19 protein-coding genes and 1 riboswitch are annotated in these 22,783 nt (G+C 69.3%); of the genes, 11 read left to right on the top strand and 8 right to left on the bottom strand.

The features are described from left to right. Positions 1-5: 5 nt before the first annotated feature. Positions 6-1,730, bottom strand: coding sequence for a DUF5672 family protein (locus tag ACFPMG_RS21185; protein ID WP_376997176.1), 1,725 nt, complete (start codon positions 1,728-1,730; stop codon positions 6-8). Between the two features lie 329 nt (positions 1,731-2,059). After that, positions 2,060-2,189, top strand: a riboswitch (TPP riboswitch). A 76-nt stretch (positions 2,190-2,265) separates the two neighbouring features. On the opposite strand from ACFPMG_RS21185, the gene ACFPMG_RS21180 reads away from it, so the two are divergent. From ACFPMG_RS21180 to ACFPMG_RS21155, 6 genes are read left to right on the top strand one after another with little or no spacing between them, the layout of a single operon-like run. Beyond that, entirely contained in the window at positions 2,266-3,345 is a 1,080-nt protein-coding gene (locus tag ACFPMG_RS21180) for a LuxE/PaaK family acyltransferase (RefSeq protein WP_376997175.1), read from the top strand. After that, entirely contained in the window at positions 3,342-4,805 is a 1,464-nt protein-coding gene (locus tag ACFPMG_RS21175; protein ID WP_376997174.1) for an acyl-CoA reductase, read from the top strand. Before ACFPMG_RS21180 ends, ACFPMG_RS21175 begins: the two co-directional genes overlap by 4 nt. Positions 4,806-4,816: 11 nt before the next feature. Then, entirely contained in the window at positions 4,817-5,587 is a 771-nt protein-coding gene (locus ACFPMG_RS21170) for an ABC transporter ATP-binding protein (RefSeq protein ID WP_376997173.1), read from the top strand. Further along, on the top strand, positions 5,587-6,333 hold the full coding sequence (locus ACFPMG_RS21165; protein ID WP_376997172.1) for an ABC transporter permease: 747 nt from the start codon (positions 5,587-5,589) through the stop codon (positions 6,331-6,333). Before ACFPMG_RS21170 ends, ACFPMG_RS21165 begins: the two co-directional genes overlap by 1 nt. A gap of 7 nt (positions 6,334-6,340) precedes the next feature. After that, positions 6,341-7,318: an ABC transporter substrate-binding protein gene (locus ACFPMG_RS21160; protein ID WP_376997171.1), complete on the top strand. Its 978-nt coding sequence runs from the start codon at positions 6,341-6,343 to the stop codon at positions 7,316-7,318. 17 nt (positions 7,319-7,335) lie between these two features. Then, positions 7,336-8,103 (top strand): 3-oxoacyl-ACP reductase, encoded by a 768-nt coding sequence (locus tag ACFPMG_RS21155; protein ID WP_376997170.1) that lies wholly within the window; start codon positions 7,336-7,338, stop codon positions 8,101-8,103. A 119-nt stretch (positions 8,104-8,222) separates the two neighbouring features. On the opposite strand, the gene ACFPMG_RS21150 is transcribed toward ACFPMG_RS21155, so the two are convergent. Beyond that, positions 8,223-8,429, bottom strand: coding sequence for a DUF6494 family protein (locus ACFPMG_RS21150; protein ID WP_376997169.1), 207 nt, complete (start codon positions 8,427-8,429; stop codon positions 8,223-8,225). Positions 8,430-8,576: 147 nt separating this feature from the next. On the opposite strand from ACFPMG_RS21150, the gene ACFPMG_RS21145 reads away from it, so the two are divergent. The 4 genes from ACFPMG_RS21145 (at position 8,577) to chrA (ending at position 12,425) form a co-directional block, all read left to right on the top strand. Further along, entirely contained in the window at positions 8,577-8,918 is a 342-nt protein-coding gene (locus ACFPMG_RS21145) for a PepSY domain-containing protein (RefSeq protein ID WP_376997168.1), read from the top strand. A gap of 5 nt (positions 8,919-8,923) precedes the next feature. Continuing rightward, positions 8,924-9,583 (top strand): response regulator, encoded by a 660-nt coding sequence (locus tag ACFPMG_RS21140; RefSeq protein WP_376997167.1) that lies wholly within the window; start codon positions 8,924-8,926, stop codon positions 9,581-9,583. Continuing rightward, a complete protein-coding gene (locus tag ACFPMG_RS21135) occupies positions 9,580-10,941 on the top strand; it encodes a sensor histidine kinase (RefSeq protein WP_376997166.1) in 1,362 nt (453 codons plus the stop codon). Before ACFPMG_RS21140 ends, ACFPMG_RS21135 begins: the two co-directional genes overlap by 4 nt. Before the next feature lie 92 nt (positions 10,942-11,033). Continuing rightward, positions 11,034-12,425: a chromate efflux transporter gene (gene chrA, locus ACFPMG_RS21130; RefSeq protein WP_376997165.1), complete on the top strand. Its 1,392-nt coding sequence runs from the start codon at positions 11,034-11,036 to the stop codon at positions 12,423-12,425. A gap of 57 nt (positions 12,426-12,482) precedes the next feature. Here the strand turns inward: chrA and ACFPMG_RS21125 are convergent, their stop codons facing one another. The 5 genes from ACFPMG_RS21125 to ACFPMG_RS21105 form a co-directional block, all read right to left on the bottom strand. Continuing rightward, complete coding sequence (locus tag ACFPMG_RS21125; RefSeq protein WP_167525482.1) at positions 12,483-12,653, bottom strand: hypothetical protein; 171 nt, start codon at positions 12,651-12,653, stop codon at positions 12,483-12,485. 147 nt (positions 12,654-12,800) lie between these two features. Continuing rightward, on the bottom strand, positions 12,801-13,469 hold the full coding sequence (locus ACFPMG_RS21120) for a glutathione S-transferase family protein (RefSeq protein ID WP_376997164.1): 669 nt from the start codon (positions 13,467-13,469) through the stop codon (positions 12,801-12,803). A 101-nt stretch (positions 13,470-13,570) separates the two neighbouring features. Beyond that, positions 13,571-14,026, bottom strand: coding sequence for a GNAT family N-acetyltransferase (locus ACFPMG_RS21115; RefSeq protein WP_376997163.1), 456 nt, complete (start codon positions 14,024-14,026; stop codon positions 13,571-13,573). Between the two features lie 203 nt (positions 14,027-14,229). Continuing rightward, positions 14,230-18,777, bottom strand: a complete 4,548-nt coding sequence (gene gltB / locus ACFPMG_RS21110; RefSeq protein ID WP_376997162.1) for a glutamate synthase large subunit — start codon at positions 18,775-18,777, stop codon at positions 14,230-14,232. Positions 18,778-18,884: 107 nt separating this feature from the next. Next, complete coding sequence (locus ACFPMG_RS21105) at positions 18,885-20,333, bottom strand: NAD(P)-dependent oxidoreductase (RefSeq protein ID WP_376997161.1); 1,449 nt, start codon at positions 20,331-20,333, stop codon at positions 18,885-18,887. 392 nt (positions 20,334-20,725) lie between these two features. Here ACFPMG_RS21105 and ACFPMG_RS21100 point away from each other — a divergent pair, with 392 nt between their 5' ends. Beyond that, on the top strand, positions 20,726-21,526 hold the full coding sequence (locus tag ACFPMG_RS21100; protein WP_040133877.1) for an undecaprenyl-diphosphate phosphatase: 801 nt from the start codon (positions 20,726-20,728) through the stop codon (positions 21,524-21,526). 21 nt (positions 21,527-21,547) lie between these two features. On the opposite strand, the gene ACFPMG_RS21095 is transcribed toward ACFPMG_RS21100, so the two are convergent. After that, a complete protein-coding gene (locus tag ACFPMG_RS21095) occupies positions 21,548-22,723 on the bottom strand; it encodes an MFS transporter (protein WP_376997160.1) in 1,176 nt (391 codons plus the stop codon). Positions 22,724-22,783: the final 60 nt, after the last annotated feature.

Here is a 22,783-nt window from a genome sequence, read left to right as displayed (position 1 = left end):
GCCGGCTATTTCCAGGTGACCCGGCCGCCGACCTCCTCGGCGATGAAGTCCGCCCAGCGTTCGCGCTCCCCCAGGAGGTTTGCCGGGAAATAGTCGTTCAGCTCCACGGACTGCCAGCGGTAGCCGGGACGGTTGAAGAGGTCGCTGCCCTCCGCCAGGAAGCGCGGCACGTCGATGCCGTCGAGGATGTCGTCGCGGTTCAGCTCCTGGTGCGAAAAGCTCTGGATCTTGTGCCGGATGGCGGCGTCGTCGCCGATGTAGGAGAAATGCCAGCCCGCGTGGGGCAGGATGTCCACGTAGGGCGGACGCGTCTCGGGGGTGTAGCGGTCCAGCGTGCCACGGCTCTCGCGGATCTGCTGCGGCGTGGTCATCCGGGCCATCAGCCCGCGGACGGCGACGGGGAAGACCGAGAAGTTCTCGCCCTCCACGTTCATGAAGTTGACCTTGAAGTAGAACAGCGGCACGCGGAACCCGGCGATCATCGCCGAACTGTCGCGCAGCGACGCGACCGAGCGGGCGCGCAAAATCTCGTCCACGTCGGAGACGACGACGATGTCGTCCGGCTCCACCTTGTCCAGCCCGAGCGCGATGGCGTTCCGCTGCGCCCGCTCGCGCACCCAGGGATTGTCGGTTTCCGGGAAGTCGGGGGCGACGACCAGCTTCACCTTGTCCAGGAAGGGCAGGAAGCGGTCGCGCTCCTCCATGAAATGCAGGGGCTTGGGCGCGCCGGTGAAGGTCTGCTTGGCCTCGACGATCACGAACTGGTCGACCGTGTCGTACAGCTCGCGGAAGCGCAGCTCCAGAAGGTCGAGTTCGTTGTGGAAGGTGAAGCAGTCGTAGATCTTCGGCTGGCGGCGTTGCGGCGCGGCCACCGCCGGCCAGCGCGACCCCGGCGCCGCCGTCGTCTGCACGGCGTCGGCCAGGGCCAGCACATAATCCCGCTGCACGCCGGTCGTCCATTCGGTGATCTGGGAGCGCAGGAACGTCTCGTCCCGCCGCGCCACCAGCTTGCGGACCATGGAGGTGAAGGGGGCCTTGCGTCCGGACAGCGCGAGGCTGGTCATCAGGTCGGTGTAGTCGCGCCTGTCGAGAAGCGGGCCGTCCATGACCTCGATTCGTTCCTCCAGCGCGCGGTCGCCCAGCACCTTGCCGAAGTTGAACAGGCCGTGGAAGCCGAAGGCCGGTCCCGGCACCGGCGTGCGTTCGAAGGCGAAGCGGTCGGCCACCGCCTCCGGGGCGAAGCGGATGCCGGCCTTCTCCAGCGCCGGGCGCTCGGTCCGGCAGATGACGTGGTCCTCGGGGATGCCGGCTTCGAAGGGCAGGTCGCGCAGCCGGTCGAGCAGGGCGGCGGAGCGCAGGGAGAAGCCGCCGTTCCCCACCGTCATGCCGTCTTGGTACCAGCCCCAGCGGGCGCCGATGTAGTCGAAGGCACGGAACTCCTCCGTCCAGGCCTGCGGGTCGGCAACGAAGCCGTCCCACTGCGCGATCAGGACATGACCCGTCGTCACGAGCCGGCGCAGGCGGACGTTGATCGTGTCCGAATAGTCGTCGATGTCGTGGATCGGGGCGATGCGGTGGAAATCGACGCCCGGAATTTTCGGGTCGCTGTCGGAGAGCAGCAGGACGCTGGAGAAGCGGCAGGCGGCGATGCTGTCGCGGATGGCCATCTCGACCAGGGCGTGGTTCGCCGTGTCGGCGAACACCAGCGTGCAGTCGTCGATCCTCACCATGCCGTTCCCCGTTCTGCCGCCGGCTTCAGCCGCCCGCGGGCGCGGATCCTATCACGGCGGTTGTGGGGCTGCCACGGGCGGCGTTGGTCGCCTTCGGTCCCGACCTCCTTGACGGGCGGGGGCGTCGCATTCGACGTCAAATCCCTCTCCCGCCCCGGGAGAGGGGGCCCGCGGAGCGGGCGGGTGAGGGTCATGCAAGGATCAAGGCGCCGATTCTCGGCGGTACCCTCACCCTTCCTTCTCCCGGGACGGGAGAGGGGCTCCAAAGGCAATGCTTCCGTTCGTTAACCCGACCTCCTTGACGGGCGGGGGCCGGTCCCTTAGCTTGCGAATGTTCCCTGGGGGGCCTCGCTAGGAGGCTGAGACTCCGCCGGTCCGGCGCTTTCATCCGGACAACGCGGTGACCCATCGAACCTGATCCGGGTCATACCGGCGTAGGGACGGGACTGAAGGGCGGCACGGCGTACCCCCATTCCATCCAGACACCGCTTGTCCCGGCAACAGTTTGTTGGCGCTGCAAAAGGTGTGTGCGGACGTGACCGAAGCCCGACTTGTCGAAGACCTGCTGGCCTTCATCGCCGCCGGAGAGGCGGACGAGGAGGCGTTCAACCGTATGGCGCTGGCCGTCTTCGCCCACCAGTTCGAGACCAACGCCCCCTACCGCCGCTTCGCCACCCAGCGGGCGCGCACCCTGCGCACGGTGAAGAGCTGGCGCGACGTGCCCGCCGTGCCGATCAGCGCCTTCAAGGACCTGACGCTGAGCGGACGCCCGCCGGAGGAATGCCCGCACGTCTTCATGACCAGCGGCACCACCAAGGGCGTGCGCGGCAAGAGCCACCACCCGACGCTGGCGGTCTACGACCGCTCGATGACCGTCAATTTCCGCCGCCGTTTCATGGGTGAATGGGACCGGCTGCGCATGGGCATCCTGTTCCCGACCGAGCAGGCGATGCCCAACTCCTCGCTCGCCCATTATCTGGCGTTGGCCAAGAGCGCGTTCGGGACGGATGAGAGCCGCTATTTCGTCTCCGACGCGGGGCTGGACGTGGACGGGGCCATCGCGGCGCTGTCCCACGCCGAGGAAACCGGCGAGCCCTACGCCCTGCTGGGGGCGAGCTTCAGCGTCGTGCATCTGATGGACGCGCTGGCCGAGCGGGGGCGGAGCTTCGCCCTGCCGGCGGGAAGCCGCATCCTCGACACCGGCGGCTTCAAGGGCCAGTCGCGGGAGATGGCGGCGGAGGAGTTCTACGGCCGCCTGTCCGCGACCTTCGGCGTGCCGCGCCGGCTGTGCATCAACATGTACGGCATGACCGAGCTGAGCACCCAGTTCTACGACGACGGCAACGAGACCTGCCCGTCGGTGAAGTCCGGCCCGCACTGGATACGCAGCCGTGTCATCAACCCGCTGACCGGGCAGGAGGTGCCGCGCGGCAGCGTCGGCGTGCTGGTCCATCACGATCTGGCCCATTTCAACTGCGCCTCCGCCATCCTGACCGAGGACGCGGGGGTGGAGGTGGAGGGCGGCTTCCAGCTTCTCGGGCGGGCCGACGGGGCGGACGCCAAGGGCTGCTCCATGGCGGTCGAGGACTTCCTCAAAGCGGCGCGGGCCTCATGACCGTTGGCTTGATGGAGCGCGCCGGGCATCTGCCGGGGCTGTCCGCCGACGCCGTGGACTGGCGGACGCTGACCTTCCGGCGCGGCGCCGAGACGCTCGACGTCGCGGTGCCGGTGCTGAGCGAGGCGCAGATCGCTGAATTGGCAACGCGGGTGCGGACGAACGCGCGGACTTACCTGAGAAGCCGCACCGTCGCACAGATCGCCGCCGCCATCGACCGCGCCGTCGCCCGGCTGCTCGACCGTGACGACCCGTGGCGGCGAAAGGCCGAACGTCTGCTGCCTCTGGTCACCGGCTACGACGGGGAGATGGTCCGGCTGGGGCTGACCGGCTATCTGAAGACCTTCCGCGGGCCGGAGCTGCGGAAGTTCATCGCCGAGGATTTCGCCAACCCGGCGGTGCTCGACGATTTCCAGCCCGTGCCCAAGGGCGGTTTTGCCCGCGCCTTCGGGCCGGAGCTGCTGCTGCATGTCTGGGCGGGCAACGTGCCGGGCCTGCCGCTGTGGAGCCTGATTTCCGGCCTGCTGGTGAAGGCCGGCACGGTCGGCAAGCTGCCGAGCGCCGAGCCGCTGTTCGCCGGCTGGTTCGCGCAGATCCTGGCGGAGATCGACCCGCAACTGGCCGACTGCATCGCCATCGTCTGGTGGAAGGGCGGCGACGCGGCGACGGAGCGGGCGTGGCTGGGCCGCGCCGACACGGTGGTCGCCTATGGCGGCAACGACGCGCTGGAGGCCATCCGGGCGCGGGTGCCGATCACCACGCGCTTCCTGCCCTACGGCCACAAGATCAGCTTCGGCATGGTCGCCCGCTCCGCGCTCGACGCCGGGAAGGCGGGCGCGGTGGCGCGGCAGGCGGCCTACGACGTGGCGCGCTACGACCAGCAGGGCTGCTACTCGCCCCAGACCTTTTTCGTGGAGCGCGGCGGGCGGGTGTCGCCGCGGGAGTTCGCCGGCTATCTGGCGCACGAGCTGGACGCGCTGGGCAGCAAGTTCCCGCGCCGCCCCCTGTCGATGGGCGAGGCGGGCGGCGTCGCGTCCTGGCGCAACGCGGAGGAGACGAAGGGCTTTGCCGACCCCAGCCGTGCCCTGCTCGGCGATCCGGCGGGAAGCTGGGCCGTCGCCTACACCGACGCCGCAGACGGCCTCTCGCCCTGCGGGCTGAACCGCACGGTGACGGTGGTGGCGGTGGACCGGCTGGCCGACGCGGTGCCGGGGCTGGCGCCCTACCGCGCCTTCCTCCAGACCGTGGGCATCGCCGCCGCACCGGAGGAGCTGTTCATGCTCGCCGGGGCGCTGGGAGCCGTGGGGGTGACGCGCCTCTGCGCGCTCGGCCGCATGACCGCGCCGGAGGCGGGCTGGCACCATGACGGGCGGTTCAACCTGCTGGACCTCGTCACCATGACCGAGATCGAAGGCTCGGCGGAACGGGCGGCGGACACCTTCGCCCCCTACACGGATTGAGGCGCCCGGCCATGAGCTTCGTCAGCATCGTACAGGCCGGCTACGGCGTCCCGAGCGGCGGCACCATCCTGGACCGCATCGACTGGACCATCGGGGAGGGCGAGTTCCACGCGCTGGTCGGGCGCAGCGGCTGCGGCAAGACGACCCTGCTGAAGCTGGTCGCCGGGCTGCTGGCCCCCTCGACCGGCAGCGTCCGCATCCAGGGGGAGCCGGTGCGGGGGCCGGGCGCCCAGGTCGGCTTCGTCTTCCAGGCCCCGACGCTGCTTGAGTGGCGGACGGTGCTCGACAACCTGCTGTTGCCGGTGTCGCTGACACGCCGCCCGCAGCCGGCGGACCGCCGCAAGGCGGAGGAGCTGTTGGACCTCGTCGGCCTGTCCGGACTCGAAGGGCGCTACCCCAGCCAGCTGTCGGGGGGGCAGCAGAGCCGCGTCGCGCTGGCCCGCGCGCTGGTCACCGAGCCGCCGCTGCTCCTGCTTGACGAGCCCTTCGCCGCGCTCGACGCCATCACGCGGGAGGAGTTGCAGGACGACCTGCTGAAGCTCTGCGCCCGCCACCGCACCACCGTGCTGTTCGTCACCCACGACATCGCGGAGGCGGTCTATCTGGCCGACCGGGTGGCGGTGATGGAGGGCGGGCACCTGCGCCACGCCCTGCCGGTGCCGCTGGCCCGCCCGCGCGGGCGCGACGTCCGCTACGGCCCGCGCTTCAACGCCCTGTGCCTGGAGCTGCGCCACGCCATGGATGGCAAACCCGACCGAGCGGCGCTGGAGCGCGCGTCGTGATGGTGCGCCTCGCTTCCGCCCTGCTGCTCGTCCTGCTGCTGGCGGGGTGGGAGGTCTATTGCCGGGTGGCGGGAGTGTCGGCGCTGGTGGTGCCGCTGCCCTCGGCGGTGCTGCGCACGCTGTGGGACGGGCTGGCCGGGGGCTATCTGCTGCCGCATCTCTGGGTCACCACGGCGGAGATGGCGATGGGCCTCGCCGCCGGCTGCACCATCGGCTTCCTCGCCGGGGTGCTGCTGGGCGAGGTGCCGGTGCTGCGCCGCCTGTTCTACCCCTACATCCTCGCCAGCCAAGTGGTGCCGAAGCTGGCGCTGGGGCCGCTGTTCATCGTCTGGTTCGGTTTCGGCATGACCTCCACCGTCGTCATCACGGCGCTGATCTGCTTCTTCCCGCTGCTGGAAAACACCATGACCGGCCTTCAGCAGGTCGATCCCAACAAGCGGGAGCTGTTCCGGATGCTGCGGGCGACGCGCCTGCAAACCCTGCTGCGCCTGAAGATCCCCTCCGGCCTGCCGGTGATCCTGGCGGGCCTGCGCGTCGCCGTGGTGCTGGCGCTGGTCGGCGCCGTCGTCGGCGAGTTCATCGGGGGCCGGCAGGGGTTGGGCGCCTCGATCATCGCAGCGCAGGGGATGATGGATTCGACCATGATGTTCGCCCTGTTCATCGTCATCACGGTGCTGGGCATGATCGTTTATCAGGCCACCGCCGGGCTCGAACGGTGGCTGCTGCGCCGTCCGTGGAAAGGATAATCACACGATGTTCGGGTTCCTGCGCACTTTGGGTGCCGTCGCCGTTTCCGCCTTCCTGCTGTCCTCCCCCGCGCTGGCGCTCGACAAGGTGACCGTGGCGGGCTGGAGCCAGCCGATCAGCGAGATCACCAACCTGCTGGCCGAGCCGGATAAGGGCTTCTTCAAGGCCAAGGGGATCGATCTCGGCTATGTGCCGGGGACCGGTGGCGGCTCGGCCATCCAGAACATGCTGACCGGGCAGGCCGACGTGGCCTTCACCGACCCGGCCTCCTTCTACCTCGCCCTCGACAAGGGCGAGAAGCTGATCGCCATCTACAACATCTACCCGCAGAACGTCTTCAACGTGGTGTCGCCGAAGGAGCGCAACATCACCAAGCCCGAAGACCTCAAGGGCAAGCGCATCGGCGTCTACAGCCTGTCCAGCGGCACGCGCCAGAACCTCCAGGTGCTGCTGCATCAGGTGGGGTTGAGCGAGAAGGACGTGACCATCGAGGTGACCGGCCTGCTGAACTTCGCCCCCGTCATCCAGGGTCAGGTGGACGCCACCGCGGCGACCGACACGGGTCTGCATGTCGGGCTCCAGAAAGGGCTGAAGGACATCAACGTCATCGAGGTCAAGGACACGCTGAACCTGCCCTCCGACATCTTCGTGGTGACGGAGGAGACCTACCGCACCAAGAAGGACGTGCTGAAGCGCTTCCTCGCCGCCTACCGCGACAGCGCCGCCTGGATGATCGCCGAGCCGGAGGAGGCCGCCCGCCTCGCCGTGACCCGCGCCATCAACGGCCGCGACGAGGCCACCAACCTCGCCATCATCAAGCTTCGCAACGCCTCCAGCGTGTCGGAGACGACCAAGGCCAAGGGCCTCGGCCACTTCGATCCGGCGCTGATGCAGAAGGGGGCGGACACCTTCAAGCAACTGGGCCTGATCGCGGCGGACCTCGACATGGGCGCGCTGGTCCGGTCCGACCTGATCCCCGAGTAAGGAAGGCTTGGCCCGCCATGGATTTCCGCGACAAGACCGTCCTCGTCACCGGCGCCAGCCGCGGCATCGGTGCGGCCATCGCCAATGCCTTCGCGGCGGAGGGGGCGGCGGTCGCCGTCAACTACCTGCAAAATGCCGACGCGGCGGAGGCGGTGGCGGCGGCCTGCCGGGAAGCCGGCGGCGACGCCTGGGCGGTCCAGGCCGACGTCACCGACGCCGAGGCGGTGAACCGCATGGTGGAGCGCACGGCGGAGGAGTTCGGCAAGATCGACGTGGTGGTCAACAATGCCTTCCGCCCCTACGCCTTCGACCCGGAGAAGCGCAAGCTGTTCTGGGACACCAACTGGGCGGATTACCGGGGGCAGGTGGATGGGGCGCTGCTCGGCACCTACAACGTCTGCCGCGCGGTGTTGCCGGTGATGCGGCGGCGGCCCGGCGGCAGCATCGTGAACATGGCGACCGACCTCGTCGCGCGGCCCACCGTGCCCTATCACGACTACACGACGGCCAAGGCGGCACTCGTCGGCTTCAGCCGCAATCTGGCGGCGGAGCTGGGGCCGCTGGGCATCCGCGTCAACTGCGTGGCGCCGGGGCTGGTCTACCCCACCGACGCCAGCCGGGCAACGAAGGAGGACGTGAAGGACGCCATCGTCGCCCAGACCCCGCTGCGCCGCATCGCCACGCCGGAGGACGTGAGCGGTCCGGTGTTGTTCCTGGCGTCCGGCTGGAGCCGGTTCATGACGGGGCAGGTGCTGTATGTGGATGGGGGGTTGGTGATGGGGTGAGTGGTCGAATCGGGGCCCCCCTCCCGACCTCCCCCCCGCTTCGCAGGGGGAGGAGTTTAGCCCTCCCCTGCGTCAGCGGGGGAGGGTTGGGTGGGGGCTCGTCGCAACCACTTCCCCCGCTACTCCAACGCGATCTCCCCCTTGATCTCATGCTCCAGCCCGATGCCCTCGACGGTCAGCACGACGCGGGCCTGGAGCGTCTCGTTGCCCTTCAGCTTGCCGGCCTCGATCGCTTCGCTCACGGCGCGCTCGATCTCGCGCTGCGAGGTGACGCCGACGACCTTCAGGTACTTCCGGATGCCCATGTTGAAGGTGTCGTGGTCCATGATGCTCCTCCCTCTCTGATCGCTCTCGAAGACAACCGTCGCGGCAACGCTTTGTCCCGTATCCCTTTGCCCCCTGCGGCCCGTTCAGGTGCCGTTCAGCCGGCTTTGTGCTAACTGGGTACGTCCATTCGCCCGCCGGTTCCGACCATGAACGCCGTCCGCACCGTCTTGCTGTCCCTGGCACTTCTCGCCGCCACTCTGCCGGCGGGCGCCGACGACGACCGTGACCATGAGCGGGCGCGGGAGGCGTTCCGCTCGGGCCGGGCGCTGCCGCTGGAGGCCATCGTGGCCCGCGCGCAGGCCGATTTCCCCGGTGACATCCTGGACGTCGAGTTCGAGGATGAGGACGGGCAGATCGTCTACGAGATCAAGACCATCACCGCCGAAGGCCGCGTCCTGAAGCTGAAATACGACGCCGCGACCGGCGACCTGCTGCGAGTGCGCGGGCGCAACGGGAAAGGCGAGGGCGGCCATCATGGGAAGAGGTGAGCGCCATGCGCCTGCTCGTCGTCGAGGATGATCCGGCGCTCGCCCGCCAGCTCGCCGAGCGGCTGGAGGGCGAGGGCTACGCCGTGGACCGCGCCGCCGATGGCGAGGAAGGGCAATTCCTCGGCGAGACCGAACCCTACGACGCCATCGTGCTCGACCTCGGCCTGCCGCGGCTGGACGGGCTGACGGTGCTGCGCTCCTGGCGCGCGCAGGGGATGACGGCACCGGTCATCATCCTGACCGCCCGCGGCGCCTGGACGGAGAAGGTCCAGGGCATCGACGCCGGGGCCGACGATTATCTGGCGAAACCCTTCAGCATGGAGGAGCTTCTCGCCCGCATCCGCGCGCTGATCCGCCGCTCCAAGGGCCACGCCTCGGCGGAGATCGCCTGCGGCGGGGTGGTGCTGGACACCCGCTCGGGCCGGGTCACGCTGGACGGGCAGACGGTGGATCTGACCGGGCACGAGTTCCGCGTGCTCGACTACCTGATGCACCGCAAGGGGCAGCTGGTCTCGCGCACGGAGCTGACCGAGCACATCTACGCCCAGGATTTCGACCGCGATTCCAACACCATCGAGGTCTTCGTCGGCCGCCTGCGCCGCAAGCTGGGCGCCGACCTGATCAAGACCGTGCGCGGGCTCGGCTACAAGCTGGAGGCGCCGTGAGCGGGGTTGAGCGGCGGCTGACCGGGTCGCTGCGCTTCCGCCTGCTGGCCGGGGCGGCGGTGTGGATCGCGCTGGCCCTGGCGCTGGCCGGGCTGGTGCTGTCCGGTCTGTTCCGCGACCATGTGGCCCGCCGCTTCGAGGCCGAGCTGACCAACCATCTGGACCAGCTCGCCGCGCTGATCGAGCTGGGGGCGGACGGCGCGCCGCTGCTGCGCCAGCCGCTCAGCGACCCGCGCTTTCGCCGGCCGCTGTCGGGGCTCTACTGGCAGGTGGGGCCGGGGGACACGCCCGCCCTGCGCTCCCGCTCGCTGTGGGACGAGGCGCTGGCCCTGCTGCCGGACGAGGTCGCCGACGGCGACATCCACCGCCACAGCGTCGTCGGCCCCGCCGGGCGCCAGCTGTCGGTGCTGGAGCGCGCCGTGACCCTCCCCAACGGAACGGCGCCCCTGCGCATGGCGGTGGCGCAGGACGAGTCGGAGTTGCGGGCGGTGGTGGCCGACTTCAACCGGGTGCTCTGGCTGTCGCTGGGGGCGCTGGCGCTGGCGCTGGTCGCCGCGGCGGTGGTCCAGGTGTCGGTGGGGCTGCGCCCGCTGGTCCGGCTGCGCGCCGAACTGGCCGCGGTGCGGGCCGGGCGCCGGAAGCGCTTCGGCGGCGACTCCCCGCGCGAGGTGCAGCCGCTGCTCGACGATCTGAACGCCCTGCTGGACCATTCTGAGGAGGTGGTGGTGCGGGCGCGGCTCCAGGCCGGGAATCTCGCCCACGCGCTGAAGACGAACCTCGCCGTGCTGGCGAACGAGGCGGAGGGGGAGGCGGCCGCCCGGCGGGTGGCGGAAATGCGCCGCCACATCGACCATCACATGGCCCGCGCCCGCGCCGCTGCCGCCCGCGGCCTGCCCGGCGTCGCCACCCCGGTGGCCGACAGCGCCGGGGCGCTGGCGCGGGTGATGGAGAAACTCCAACTTGGGGGCCGGGGCGGAAGACGGGTGACGGTCACCGTCCGCGTCCCGCGCGAGCATGTCTTCGCCGGGGAGCGCGAGGACCTTGACGAGATGCTGGGCAACCTGCTGGACAACGCCATGACGTGGGCGGGGTCGCGGGTGGAGGTCGCGTCACGGCTGGAGGCGGGCGGGATGCTGGCGGTGGTGGTGGACGACGACGGGCCGGGCCTGCCCGCCGACCGGCGCGACGCCGTGCTCGCTCCCGGCGTGCGGCTGGACGAAAGCACGCCGGGCAGCGGCCTCGGCCTCGCCGTCGTGCGCGACGTGGCGCGGCTTTACGGCGGCGACCTGCGGCTGGGCGATTCGCCGCTCGGCGGGTTGCGGGTGGAACTGGTGCTGCCGGCGGCGGCGCTCTCCTGACCGGCGCAAGAATTCCGTCACATCTCCGCGCTGGCGGCGGACCGTCCCTTGTGGTCTGAATGGGGCCCCTTCGCGTGCTCCGGAGACGACGCATGACCCAGGCGGACAGCGCCAACGCACCCGGTGTGGACACCGCCGGCCACGGGGTGAGCCTCGGCCAGGCCACGCGGGTGTGGGCGCGGATCGCGGCGCTGAGCTTCGGCGGGCCGGCCGGCCAGATCGCCATGATGCACCGCATCGTGGTGGACGAGAAGAAATGGATCGGGGAGGAGCGGTTCCTCCACGCCTTGAACTACTGCATGCTGCTGCCGGGGCCGGAGGCGCAGCAACTGGCCGTCTACATCGGCTGGCTGATGCACCGGACCTTGGGCGGGCTGATTGCCGGCGTCCTGTTCGTCCTGCCCGGCGCGCTGGCCATCATGGCGCTCAGCCTGATCTACGCGACGTTGGGGCACACCGGGGCGGTGCAGGGGCTGTTCTTCGGGCTGAAGGCGGCGGTGCTCGCCGTCGTGCTGGAGGCGGTGGTCCGCGTCGGGCGGCGCACGCTGAAGAACGGGGCGATGGTCGCCCTGTCGGCGGCGGCCTTCCTGGCGATCTTCGCCTTCAATGTCCCGTTCCCCCTGATCATCCTGACCGCCGCCCTGATCGGGCTGGGTGGGGCGCGGCTGGGCGTTTCCGCCTTCCGGCCGCTGCCGCACGGGCCGCATACGTCCACGCACGGGAGCAGCCTGCTGGGCGAGGGGACGCCGGACCATGCGCGCCCCTCCACCGCCTGGTCGCTGCGGGTCGGGGCGGTCTGCCTCGCCCTGTGGCTGGGGCCGGTGCTGGCGCTGCTGCTGACGCTGGGGCCGGACAACACGTTCACCGGCATCGCCGTCTTCTTCTCCAAGATGGCGGTGGTGACGTTTGGCGGCGCCTACGCCGTGCTGGCCTATGTGGCGCAGCAGGCGGTGGAGACCTACGGCTGGCTCCATCCCGGCGAGATGCTGGACGGGCTGGGCATGGCGGAGACGACGCCGGGGCCGCTGATCATGGTGGTGCAGTTCGTCGGCTTTCTCGGCGCGCTGCGCGATCCGGGGGCGCTGCCGCCGCTGCTGGCCGGGGTGCTGGGCGGGCTGCTGACCACCTGGGTGACCTTCGTGCCCTGTTTCCTGTGGATCTTCCTCGGCGCGCCCTATGTGGAGGCGCTGCGCGGCAACCGGATGCTCGGCGCCGCCCTGTCGGCGATCACAGCGGCGGTGGTCGGTGTGATCCTGAATCTGGCGGTGTGGTTTGCCCTGCACACGCTGTTCGCCCGCCTGGAACCGGTGTCCTTCGCCGGGATGAGGCTGGACCTGCCCGTTCTCGCCAGCGTCAACCTGCCCGCCCTGGCGCTGACCGTTGCGGCGGTGCTGGCGGTGTTCCGCTTCAAGGCGGGGATGCTGCCCACCCTGGGCGCCTGCGCGCTGGCCGGGGTGGCGCTGCGCATGGCCGGGGTGGCGTAGGGCGCCGGGTGACAGTCGCCGCAGGCCGCGCCGGTGATGGCGCGGCCTGGGCCCGGTTCAATGCATCTCCTGAACCTGGGCGATGCGTTCGGTGATGCGGTCGAGGCGGCGGGACAGCTGGTCCTCGTCCTCCGGCGCGATCTGGCCCTTGCGTTGCGCAAGCCGCAGGGCCGCTTGCGCCTCCTCCAGGCAATCGAGCGTGTGACGCACGTAGTCGTGTTGGGCCATGCCCCCATCCTCCTCAGCCGTTCTGCAACCAAAGCGAAACAGACCGGTACGGATGGGGTTCCCTCCTTTGGCGGGGCCTATCCCGGTCGGACAGATCGGGCGGCGAGAGCCTTGCCTGAAATTTTCCCGCAAAGATCGTGGGGGAATTCAGAAGTCCAGGTCGGCGTAATGGCGGGGCGGCGGGCAGCCGGGGATGCTGTCGGTCAGCAGGCCGCGGAAGCTGGGGCGCGACTTGATGCGGGCGTACCAGTCCTTGGCCTCCGGCACCTTGTCCCACGGCACGTTGTCCACGTAATCGACGCAGGACAGCGCCGCCGCCGCCGCGATGTCGGCCACCGTGAAGCTGGAACCGGCCAACCAGGGGCGCCGCTCCGACAGGAAGGCGATGTATTCCATGTGGTACTGGATGTTCGCCAGCCCGGCGCGGATCGCCGGGGCGTAGGGATGGCCCTGGCCGGACAGCCTCTTGATCAGCTTCTCGCCGACCAGATTCTCGGTCACCTCGCGGTCGAAGGTCCGGGTGAACCAGTCGACGATCCGGCGCACCTCGGCGCGGGCCGCCACCTCCCGCGGCATCAGGGGCACGTCGGGGTAGGCCTCCTCCAGATACTCCAGCACGGGCAGCCCGCCGGCCACGACGGTTCCGTCCTCCTCCACCAGCACCGGCGGCTCGCCGGCGGGGTTCAGCATCAGGAAATCCTCGCGCCGTTCCCACGGCTTCTCGATGACCGCATCGAAGGGAAGACCCTTCTCGGCCAGCATCACCCGCGCGACGCGGGACAAGGGATGGAGGGGGTGGTGATGGAGTGTCCGCATGCCGGGCCGGACTGTAGCGTATGGGGAGCGTGGAAAACAGTCTGCGCTTTGGCTTGTGACGCCGCTCCTTCGGCTTATGGATTAACCGTGCCGAGGGGGTGTCAAAGGGCGGATTTGCGGTAGACCACCAGGGGTTCCGCATCCCCTCCGCTTTCGGTGGCGGGGACCGGGGTCCAGCCGTTGTGCTCGTAGAAGGCGCGGGCCGCCGCGTTGCGCGAGGCGCAGGCCAGTTCGGCGGAGCCGCGCAGCAGGGTCAGCGCCTCGCGCAGCAACGCGCTGCCGATGCCCCGCCCGCGCCACAGCGGGTCGATGAACAGGTTGTGGATGAAGCGCTCCCCGGCATCGACGGAGATGAAGCCGACCACGCAGCCGCCGGCTTCCGCCACCAGCACCTCTTCTCCGTCCACGCAGTCGTAATAGTCGTCCAGGCCGAAGCGGTCCTCGGGCTGCCAGGAAAAGGCGGCGCGGCGCCCGTGCAGGAAGATGTCGGCGCAGCGCGGCCCGTCGGCCGCCGTGGCGAAGCGAATGTTGATGCGCAAGCCGTCCTCTGCCGGCATGACGCCCTCCCGTGTGGTTGCGGATGCCCCCAGGCGGTCCTAACAACCCGTGCCGCACCAGATTATTCCCAACCAGATTATTCCAGGAAACGGCGCCCTGAAAAGGACGGCCATGCCACCGCCGGCGTGAAAAACGGCGGCCCGGTTGCCCCGGACCGCCGTTTCGCATATGCGCAATCGACCTGAGATTTACGCCGCGGGTTTTACTCCGCCGAGATGGCCTTCGGCAGATGGACCGGCACTTCCAGGCGGTTGAGCATTTCCTTCGGAACCACCTGCCAGAACTTGGTCACCTCACGCGTCCAGTCGTTGAGGATCTCGGCGGCGAAGCGGCTCTGCGTCTCCGCCACATGCTCCTCGATCAGGTGCTTGAGCTGGCTTTCGTAGTGGCCGACCTCGATGCGCTGGAAGATCACGCTCTCGTCGTTGATGTACAGCGGCAGGCTGTCGTCCAGGTCGTAGACGTAGGCCATGCCGCCCGTCATGCCGGCGGCGAAGTTGTCGCCGACGCGGCCGAGGATGACCGCCGTGCCGCCCGTCATGTATTCGCAGCCGTTGGAGCCGCAGCCCTCGACCACCACGGTGGCGCCGGAGTTGCGGACGGCGAACCGCTCGCCGGCCTGGCCCGCGGCGAACAGCTTGCCCGCCGTCGCACCGTAGAGGACCGTGTTGCCGATGATCGTGTTCCTGTTGGTCTCCAGCGGGCTGGAGGTCGTCGGACGGACGACGATGGTGCCGCCCGACAGGCCCTTGCCGACATAGTCGTTGGCGTCGCCCATCACCTCCAGCTTGATGCCCTGCACCGCGAAGGCGCCCAGCGACTGGCCGGCGGTGCCGCGCAGGCGGATGGTGATGTGGCCGGGCTGCAGCCCGAACATGCCGAACTTGCGAGTCACCATCGAGGACAGCCGCGTGCCGATGGCGCGCTGCGTGTTGCGGGCGTTGTAGGCGAGCTGCATCTTCTCGCCCTCCTCGAACAGCGGGCGGGCGTCGGCGACGATGCGGGCGTCCAGCGTGTCCGGCACCTCGTTGCGGCCCTGCAGCGTGCAGTAGCGGGCGTTCTCGCCGGGATCGACCTGGGCCAGCAGCGGGTTCAGGTCGAGGTCGTCGAGATGCTCGGCGCCGCGGCTGACCTGATGGAGCAGGTCGGTGCGGCCGATCACCTCGTTCAGCGAGCGGAAGCCCAGGCCGGCCAGGATCTCGCGGACCTCCTCGGCGAGGAAGGTGAAGAGATTGACGACCTTCTCCGGCGTGCCGACGAACTTCTGGCGCAGCTTGTCGTCCTGCACGCAGACGCCGACCGGGCAGGTGTTGCTGTGGCACTGGCGGACCATGATGCAGCCCATGGCGATCAGGCTGGCCGTGCCGATGCCGAACTCCTCCGCGCCCAGCATCGCGGCGATCACGATGTCGCGGCCGGTCTTCAGGCCGCCGTCGGTGCGCAGCCGCACGCGGTGGCGCAGGCGGTTCAGCGTCAGGACCTGATGCACCTCCGACAGGCCCATCTCCCAGGGCAGGCCGGCGAACTTGATCGAGGTCTGCGGGGAAGCGCCCGTGCCGCCGCTGTTGCCGGAGATCAGGATGATGTCGGCGTTGGCCTTGGCGACGCCCGCGGCAATCGTTCCGATACCGGAACGGCTGACCAGCTTCACCGTCACTTTCGCATCCGGATTGATCTGCTTCAGGTCATAGATGAGCTGGGCCAGATCCTCGATCGAATAGATGTCGTGGTGCGGCGGCGGGCTGATGAGCATCACGCCCGGCGTCGAGTGACGCAGCCGCGCGATCATCTCGGTCACCTTGAAGCCGGGGAGCTGGCCGCCCTCGCCGGGCTTGGCGCCCTGGGCCACCTTGATCTCCAGCTCGCGGCACTGGTTCAGGTACTCGGCGGTGACGCCGAAGCGGCCCGAGGCCACCTGCTTGATGGCGCTGTTCCAGTTGTCGCCGTTCTTGTCCGGACGGAAGCGCGCCGGGTCCTCGCCGCCCTCGCCGCTGTCGGACTTGGCGCCGATGCGGTTCATGGCGACGTTCAGCGTGCCGTGGGCCTCGGGCGACAGGGCGCCCATGGACATGCCCGGTGTGATGAAGCGCTTGCGGATCGCGGTGATGCTCTCCACCTCGTCGACCGGCACCGGGGCCTTGGTGGAGCGCAGCTCCAGCAGGTCGCGGAGCTGCATCGGCGGGCGCTTGTTCACCTGCTCGCTGTACTTCTTGAAGGTGGTGTAGCTGTCGTTGGTCACCGCCTGCTGCAGCGTGTGGATCACGCCGCCTTCCCAGCCGTGGCGGTCGCCCGACTTGCGGAAGCGGTAGAAGCCGCCGACCGGCAGGGCCACGACCTCCTCGTTGTAGGCGGTGGCGTGCTGCTCCAGCACCTTCTTCTGGATGCCGTTCAGGCCGATGCCGGAGATGCGGCTGACCATCGCCGGGAAATGCTCGGCGACGAGCGCGCGCGACAGGCCGATGGCCTCGAAGTTGCCGCCGCCGCGGTAGCTGCTGATGACCGAGATGCCCATCTTGGACATGATCTTCAACAGGCCGTCGTCGATGGCCTTTTTGTAGTTGGCCATGCCCTTTTCCAGCGGCATGGCGCCGAACAGGCCGCGGCGGTGACGCTCGGCGATGGCCTCCTGCGCGAGGTAGGCGTTGACCGTGGTGGCGCCGACGCCGATCAGCACGGCGAAGTAGTGGGTGTCCAGCCCCTCCGCCGTGCGCACGTTCAGCGAGGTGAAGGTGCGCAGGTTGGAGCGGATCAGGTGCGTGTGCACCGCACCGGTGGCGAGGATCGCCGGGATGGCGGCGCGCGCCGGGCCCATCGCCTCGTCGGTCAGGATGACGTGGGTGGCGCCGCCGCGCACCGCGTCCTCCGTCTCCTGGCGGATGCGGCGCAGCGCGTCGCGCAGGGCCTCCGGACCGCCGTCGACCGGGAAGGTCGCGTCGATCTCGGCCGCCGTGTCGCCCATGTAGTCGCGCATGGCGCGGAACTCGGCGGTCGTCAGGACCGGCGATTCGAGCTGCAGCAGGCGGGTCTGCGTCTCGTCCTCGTCCAGGATGTTGCCGAGGTTGCCGAGCCGCGTCTTCAGGCTCATCACCCGGCGCTCACGCAGCGAGTCGATGGGCGGGTTGGTGACCTGGGAGAAGTTCTGGCGGAAGAAGTGGTGCAGGCCGCGGTACTTGTCGGACAGCACGGCGATGGGGCTGTCGTCGCCCATCGAGCCGATGGCCTCCTTCCCGTCCTCCACCATCGGGTGCAGGATCAGCTCCATGTCTTCCATGGTCAGGCCGAAGGCCTGCTGGCGGCGGCGCAGCTCGGCCTTGTCCATGTCCGACGGCTCGCCCTTCAGCGAGGCGGTCTTGACCAGCTCGTCCAGGTGGGTGGTGTTCTGCACCCACTTGTCCCACGGCTTCAGCGTGGCGAGATGGTCCTTCAGCTCGCGGTCGCGGTAGAGCTTGCCGGACTGGAGGTCGACGGCGATCATCTCGCCCGGGCCGAGGCGGCCCTTCTCGATGACCTGGGTCTCGTCGATCTTCACCATGCCCGTCTCGGACCCGCCGATGATCAGGCCGTCGGTGGTGATCGTGTAGCGCATCGGGCGCAGGCCGTTGCGGTCCATGCCGCCGACGACCCAGCGGCCGTCGGTCATGGCCAGCGCCGCCGGGCCGTCCCACGGCTCCATGACGGAGTTGCAGTACTGGATCAGCGCCTTGTGGTTGTCCGGCGTGGTCTGCGAGCTGGTCAGCGCCTGCGGCACCAGCATCATCTTGACCATCGGGGCGGTGCGGCCGGCGCGGACCATCACCTCGAACACGGTGTCGAGCGAACCGGAGTCCGACAGGCCGACGCCGATCACCGGCTTCAGGTCCTGCATGTGGGTGCCGAAGGCCGGATGCTCCATCCGGGTCTCGTGCGCCTTCATCCAGTTGACGTTGCCCTTGACCGTGTTGATCTCGCCGTTGTGGGCGAGCATGCGGAAGGGCTGGGCCAGCGGCCAGGTTGGGAAGGTGTTGGTCGAGTAGCGCTGGTGGTAGATGGCGAAGTCGGACTCGAAGCGCTCGTCCAGCAGGTCCGGGTAGAAGGTGGTCAGCTGCTCCGCCAGGAACATGCCCTTGTAGATGATCGAGCGTGCCGACAGCGAGCAGATGTAGAAGTCGTTGATCTGCTCACCCTTCACCGCCTTCTCGATGCGGCGGCGGATGATGTAGAGGTCCAGCTCGAACTGCTCGTCGGACACGCCCTTGTTGTTGCCGACGATGATCTGCTCGATCTCCGGACGGGTCGCGTTGGCCTTCTCGCCGATGATGTCGACGTTGATCGGCACTTGGCGCCAGCCGTAGATGTAGTAGCCGAAGGCCAGGATCTCGGTCTCGACGATGCAGCGGCAGGCTTCCTGCGCGTCCAGGCTGATGCGCGGCAGGAAGACCTGGCCGACGGCCAGCTTGTTGTCCGGCGCGCGGTGGCCGATAACCTTCACATGGTCCTTGAAGAACTTCTGCGGCACGGCGACGTGGATGCCGGCACCGTCGCCCGTCTTGCCGTCGGCGTCCACGGCGCCGCGGTGCCAGACGGCCTTCAGCGCCTCGATGCCTTTCTCGACCACCGAGCGGCGGGGCTTGCCGTCGATCGCGGCGATGAAGCCGACGCCGCAGGCGTCGTGCTCATCCTCCGGGTTGTAGGCGTTGGCAGTGGTCAGCGCCGCGGCGTTGGCGCGGAAGTCGGCGACGAACTGCTCACCCTGGTTCAACTCGGTGGTCATCGGTGGACCCTTTCAATCAGTCTGTTCGGAAGGGGGACTTCGCCCCTTCACCCCCGCCAGGAGCCGAAATGGACCCCTGGAACCCGCGGAATTATGGATTGCTTAGCTTATTCAGCCGCGACAGCGACCGGCGTCTCGGCCTTCGCCCTGGCGTAGGCGTGGATGCCCTCCGCCGCGTCGCGGCCATCGCGGATGGCCCACACCACCAGCGAGGCGCCGCGCACGATGTCGCCGGCGGCGAACACGCCGTCCATGTTGGTCATCTTGGTGCGATGATCGACCAGCAGCGTGCCCCAGCGGGTGACCTTCAGTTCCGGCTCGTCGAAGGCGTTCGGCAGGTCCTCGGGCTCGAAGCCGAGTGCCTTGATGACCAGATCGGCCTGGACGGTGAATTCCGACCCCTCGATCACCTGCGGGGTCTGGCGGCCGGTGGCGTCGGCGACACCCAGATGGATGCGCACGGCGCGCACGCCGGTCACCACGCTGTCACCGGTGAAGCCTTCGGGAGCGGCCTGCCAGATGAACTCCACGCCCTCCTCCTCGGCGTGGGCGACCTCGCGCTGCGAGCCCGGCATGTTCTTGCGGTCGCGGCGGTACAGACATTTGACCGACACAGCGCCCTGGCGGATGGCCGTGCGCACGCAGTCCATGGCGGTGTCGCCGCCGCCCAGAACCACCACATGCTTGCCCGCGGCGTTCAGGGAACCGTTCTCGTACGCCTCCACCGTGTCGCCCAGGCTGACCTTGTTGGAGGTGGTCAGATAGTCCAGCGCCGCCACGATGTTGCCCAGGCCCGAGCCCGGCGCCTTGATGTCGCGCGCCTTGTAGACGCCGGTGGCGACCAGCACGGCGACGTGCTTGCGGCGCAGTTCCGGCAGGGAGGCGTCGCGGCCGACCTCGAAGTTCGGGTGGTAGACCACCCCGGCGTCGGCCAGCAGCTTCACGCGGCGCTCGACCACCGACTTCTCCAGCTTGAAGCCGGGGATGCCGTAGACCAGCAGGCCGCCCATGCGGTCGTAGCGGTCGTAGACATGCACCTCGTAGCCCTTGGCGCGCAGCTCCTCGGCGGCGGCGAGGCCGGCCGGACCGGCGCCGATGACGCCGACCGAGACGCCCAGCTCACGCGACGGCGTGCGCGGCTTCACCCAGCCCTGATCCCAGGCGGTGTCGTTGATGTACTTCTCGACCGACCCGATGGTGACGGCGCCGTGGGTGGACTGCTCGATGACGCAGTTGCCCTCGCACAGGCGGTCCTGCGGGCAGATGCGGCCGCAGATTTCCGGGAAGTTGTTGGTGGCCTGGGAGACCTCGTAGGCCTCCTCCAGCCGGCCTTCGGAGGTCAGCTTCAGCCAGTCGGGGATGTTGTTGGAGACCGGGCAGTGCACCTGGCAGAAGGGAACGCCGCACTGCGAGCAGCGGTTGGCCTGCTCGTTGGCGCGCTCGTCGCTGAAGCGGGCGTAGATCTCGGCGAAATCCTGGCGGCGCTCCGTGGCCGGGCGTTTGTCGGGCATCCGCTGCGCGGTGTGCACGAAGCCCAACATCCTCTGGTTCGCCATAACGCCTGCTCCTTCTTCCCGTGTCCCGTGCATGGGGACGGCGCCGGCGGCCGGGCGACCCTTGTTCGCGCCTGTGGGGCATGGCGAGGGGCGTGGCCGCAGTGAAAACGAAAGCCCGCGGTCACGCGGTCTGAACGTCATATACCGCAAGAGAAGACACCGTGCGAGCATATTTTCACCGTTAGGACAGTATGGCTGACCAAACCGTGACTCGATGTCGCGGGAGCCTCCGCAGACGGCCGGAGTGCCCGAAAAACAAGCAAGAAAATTAGGACCGATCTGGGACTATCGCCCAATTAGGGGTATCGCCCCATGGGTCGTCGCCTTCGCCATGTTGCGCTGCTATAAGCCGGACATTGCCATCCGCCATCCTGTCAGAGGCCACGCGCCGCATGCTGATCGATCAATATCTGGACGCCGCTCTGCTCGGCCTGATCGAAGGGTTGACCGAATTCCTGCCGGTCTCGTCCACCGGCCACCTGATCATCTTCGACACCCTGCTGGGCTTTGAAGGGCCGCCGGGCAAGGTGTTCGAGGTGGTGATCCAGCTCGGTGCGATCCTGGCGATCTGCACGGTCTATTTCGCTCGCCTGTGGAACGTGGTCACCGGGCTGAAGGACGATCCGGGCGCCCGCCACTTCGCCATGGCGGTGATCCTGGCCTTCCTGCCGGCGATGGTGCTGGGGGCGGCGCTGCACGGCGTCATCAAGGCGGTGCTGTTCAACCCGACGGTGGTCAGCGTCGCGCTGATCCTGGGCGGCGTCGGCATCCTGATGGCGGAACGGCTGGTGCCGGTCGCGCGCTACCACCAGATCGAGCGCTTCCCGGCACCGCTCGCCCTGAAGATCGGCCTGTGCCAGTGTCTGGCGCTGGTGCCGGGCGTGTCGCGCTCGGGCGCCACGATCATCGGCTCGCTGCTGATGGGGGTGGACCGGCGAACCGCCGCGGAGTTCTCCTTCTTCCTGGCGATCCCGACCATGGCCGGCGCCACGGTCTATGACCTCTACAAGAACTGGAGCCTGATGAACGTCGACTCCGCGCTGCTGATCGGGGTCGGCTTCGTCACCGCCTTCGTCGCGGCGGCGCTGGTGGTCAAGGTGCTGGTGGATTTCGTCGGGCGCTACGGCTTCGCGCCCTTCGCCTGGTACCGCATCGCCATCGGCACGGGGATGCTGGCGTTCCTCTATCTTTGAACGAAACCCCTCCCGCGCGCCTCAGCCCTGCCGGGCGACGGCGCGCGAGGAGGCCGCGGCGATGACCAAAGCCAGCGCGGCGACCAGGGCGAAGGAAAAGCCCACCGTGCTGGCCTCCGCCACGAAGCCGAGCAGGGCCGGGCCGGTCAGCACCCCGGCGTAGCCGAGGGTCGCCACCGCGGCGATGGCCTGACCGGCCTCCCCCTCCGCCTTGGCCCCGGCGGCGCTGAACAGCACCGGCACCACGTTCGACAGGCCGAGCCCGGTCAGCCCGAAGCCGGCGACCGCGACCACCGGTCCGCCGCCGGTCAGCGCGACGGCCAGCCCGGCGAAGGCCAGCACCGCCCCGGCGCGGACCAGCAGCGGCCCGCCGAACCGCTGGCGCAGCCGGTCGCCGCAGAAGCGGCCCACCGCCATGGCGCCGGAAAAGACGGCGAAGCCCAGCGCCGCGATCGACGCCGCACCCCCCAGATCCTCGCGCAGATAGACGGCGCTCCAATCCAGGATCGCGCCCTCGCTCATGAAGGCCAGGAAGGTCAGCGCGCCCAGCAGCAGCGTGCCGCGGTCGGGCAGGGCGAGGCCCGACGGCTCCGCCTGCTGATCGGCGCTGCCGGGCAGGAAGCGGCGGTGCAGCGCGAAGAACAAAAGCAGCAGGGCCGCGGCGAGCAGGGACGCCTGGACCGGCGGCGGCAGGACTTGCAGCAGCAAACCGCCCACCCCGGCGCCGAACAGGCCGCCCAGGCTCCACATGCCGTGCAGCGACGACATGATCGGCCGCCCGAGATGGCGCTCCACCAGGGCGCCGTGGGCGTTCATCGCCACGTCCATGGTGCCGCCCGCCGCCCCGAACAGGAACAGCACGGCGCACAGCGACAGCAGGTCCGGCATCAGCGCCGGCAGCGGCAGGATCAGGGCGAAGGCCACGGCGGTGAGCCGGATCACCGGCGCGCTGCCGACGCGGCCGAGCAGCGGGCCCGTGCCGACCATGGCCGTCAGCGCCCCGGCGGCGAGGCAGAGCAGGGCAACGCCGAGCACGCCGGGGCTGAGGTCCAGGTGATCCTTGATCGCCGGGATCTGGGTCGCCCAGACGCCGAAGACCGACCCGTTGACGAAGAAGGCCGCCAGGGAGGCCAGCCGGGCGCCCGGCGCGCGGTCGGCGAATTCCCGTATGGTGAAATCCTGCGTTGCGGCCTGCATGACTCCCCACGCTCCCTCCGTCGCCCCGATGAAGGGGCCAGATGCGGCAGGACGACGCGG

Source organism: Azospirillum himalayense, assembly GCF_042657465.1.
In the GTDB taxonomy this organism is placed as follows: Bacteria; Pseudomonadota; Alphaproteobacteria; order Azospirillales; family Azospirillaceae; genus Azospirillum; species Azospirillum himalayense.
The sequence above is the reverse complement of the archived record's forward strand: the minus strand, read 5'-3'. Positions and strand labels throughout refer to the sequence as shown.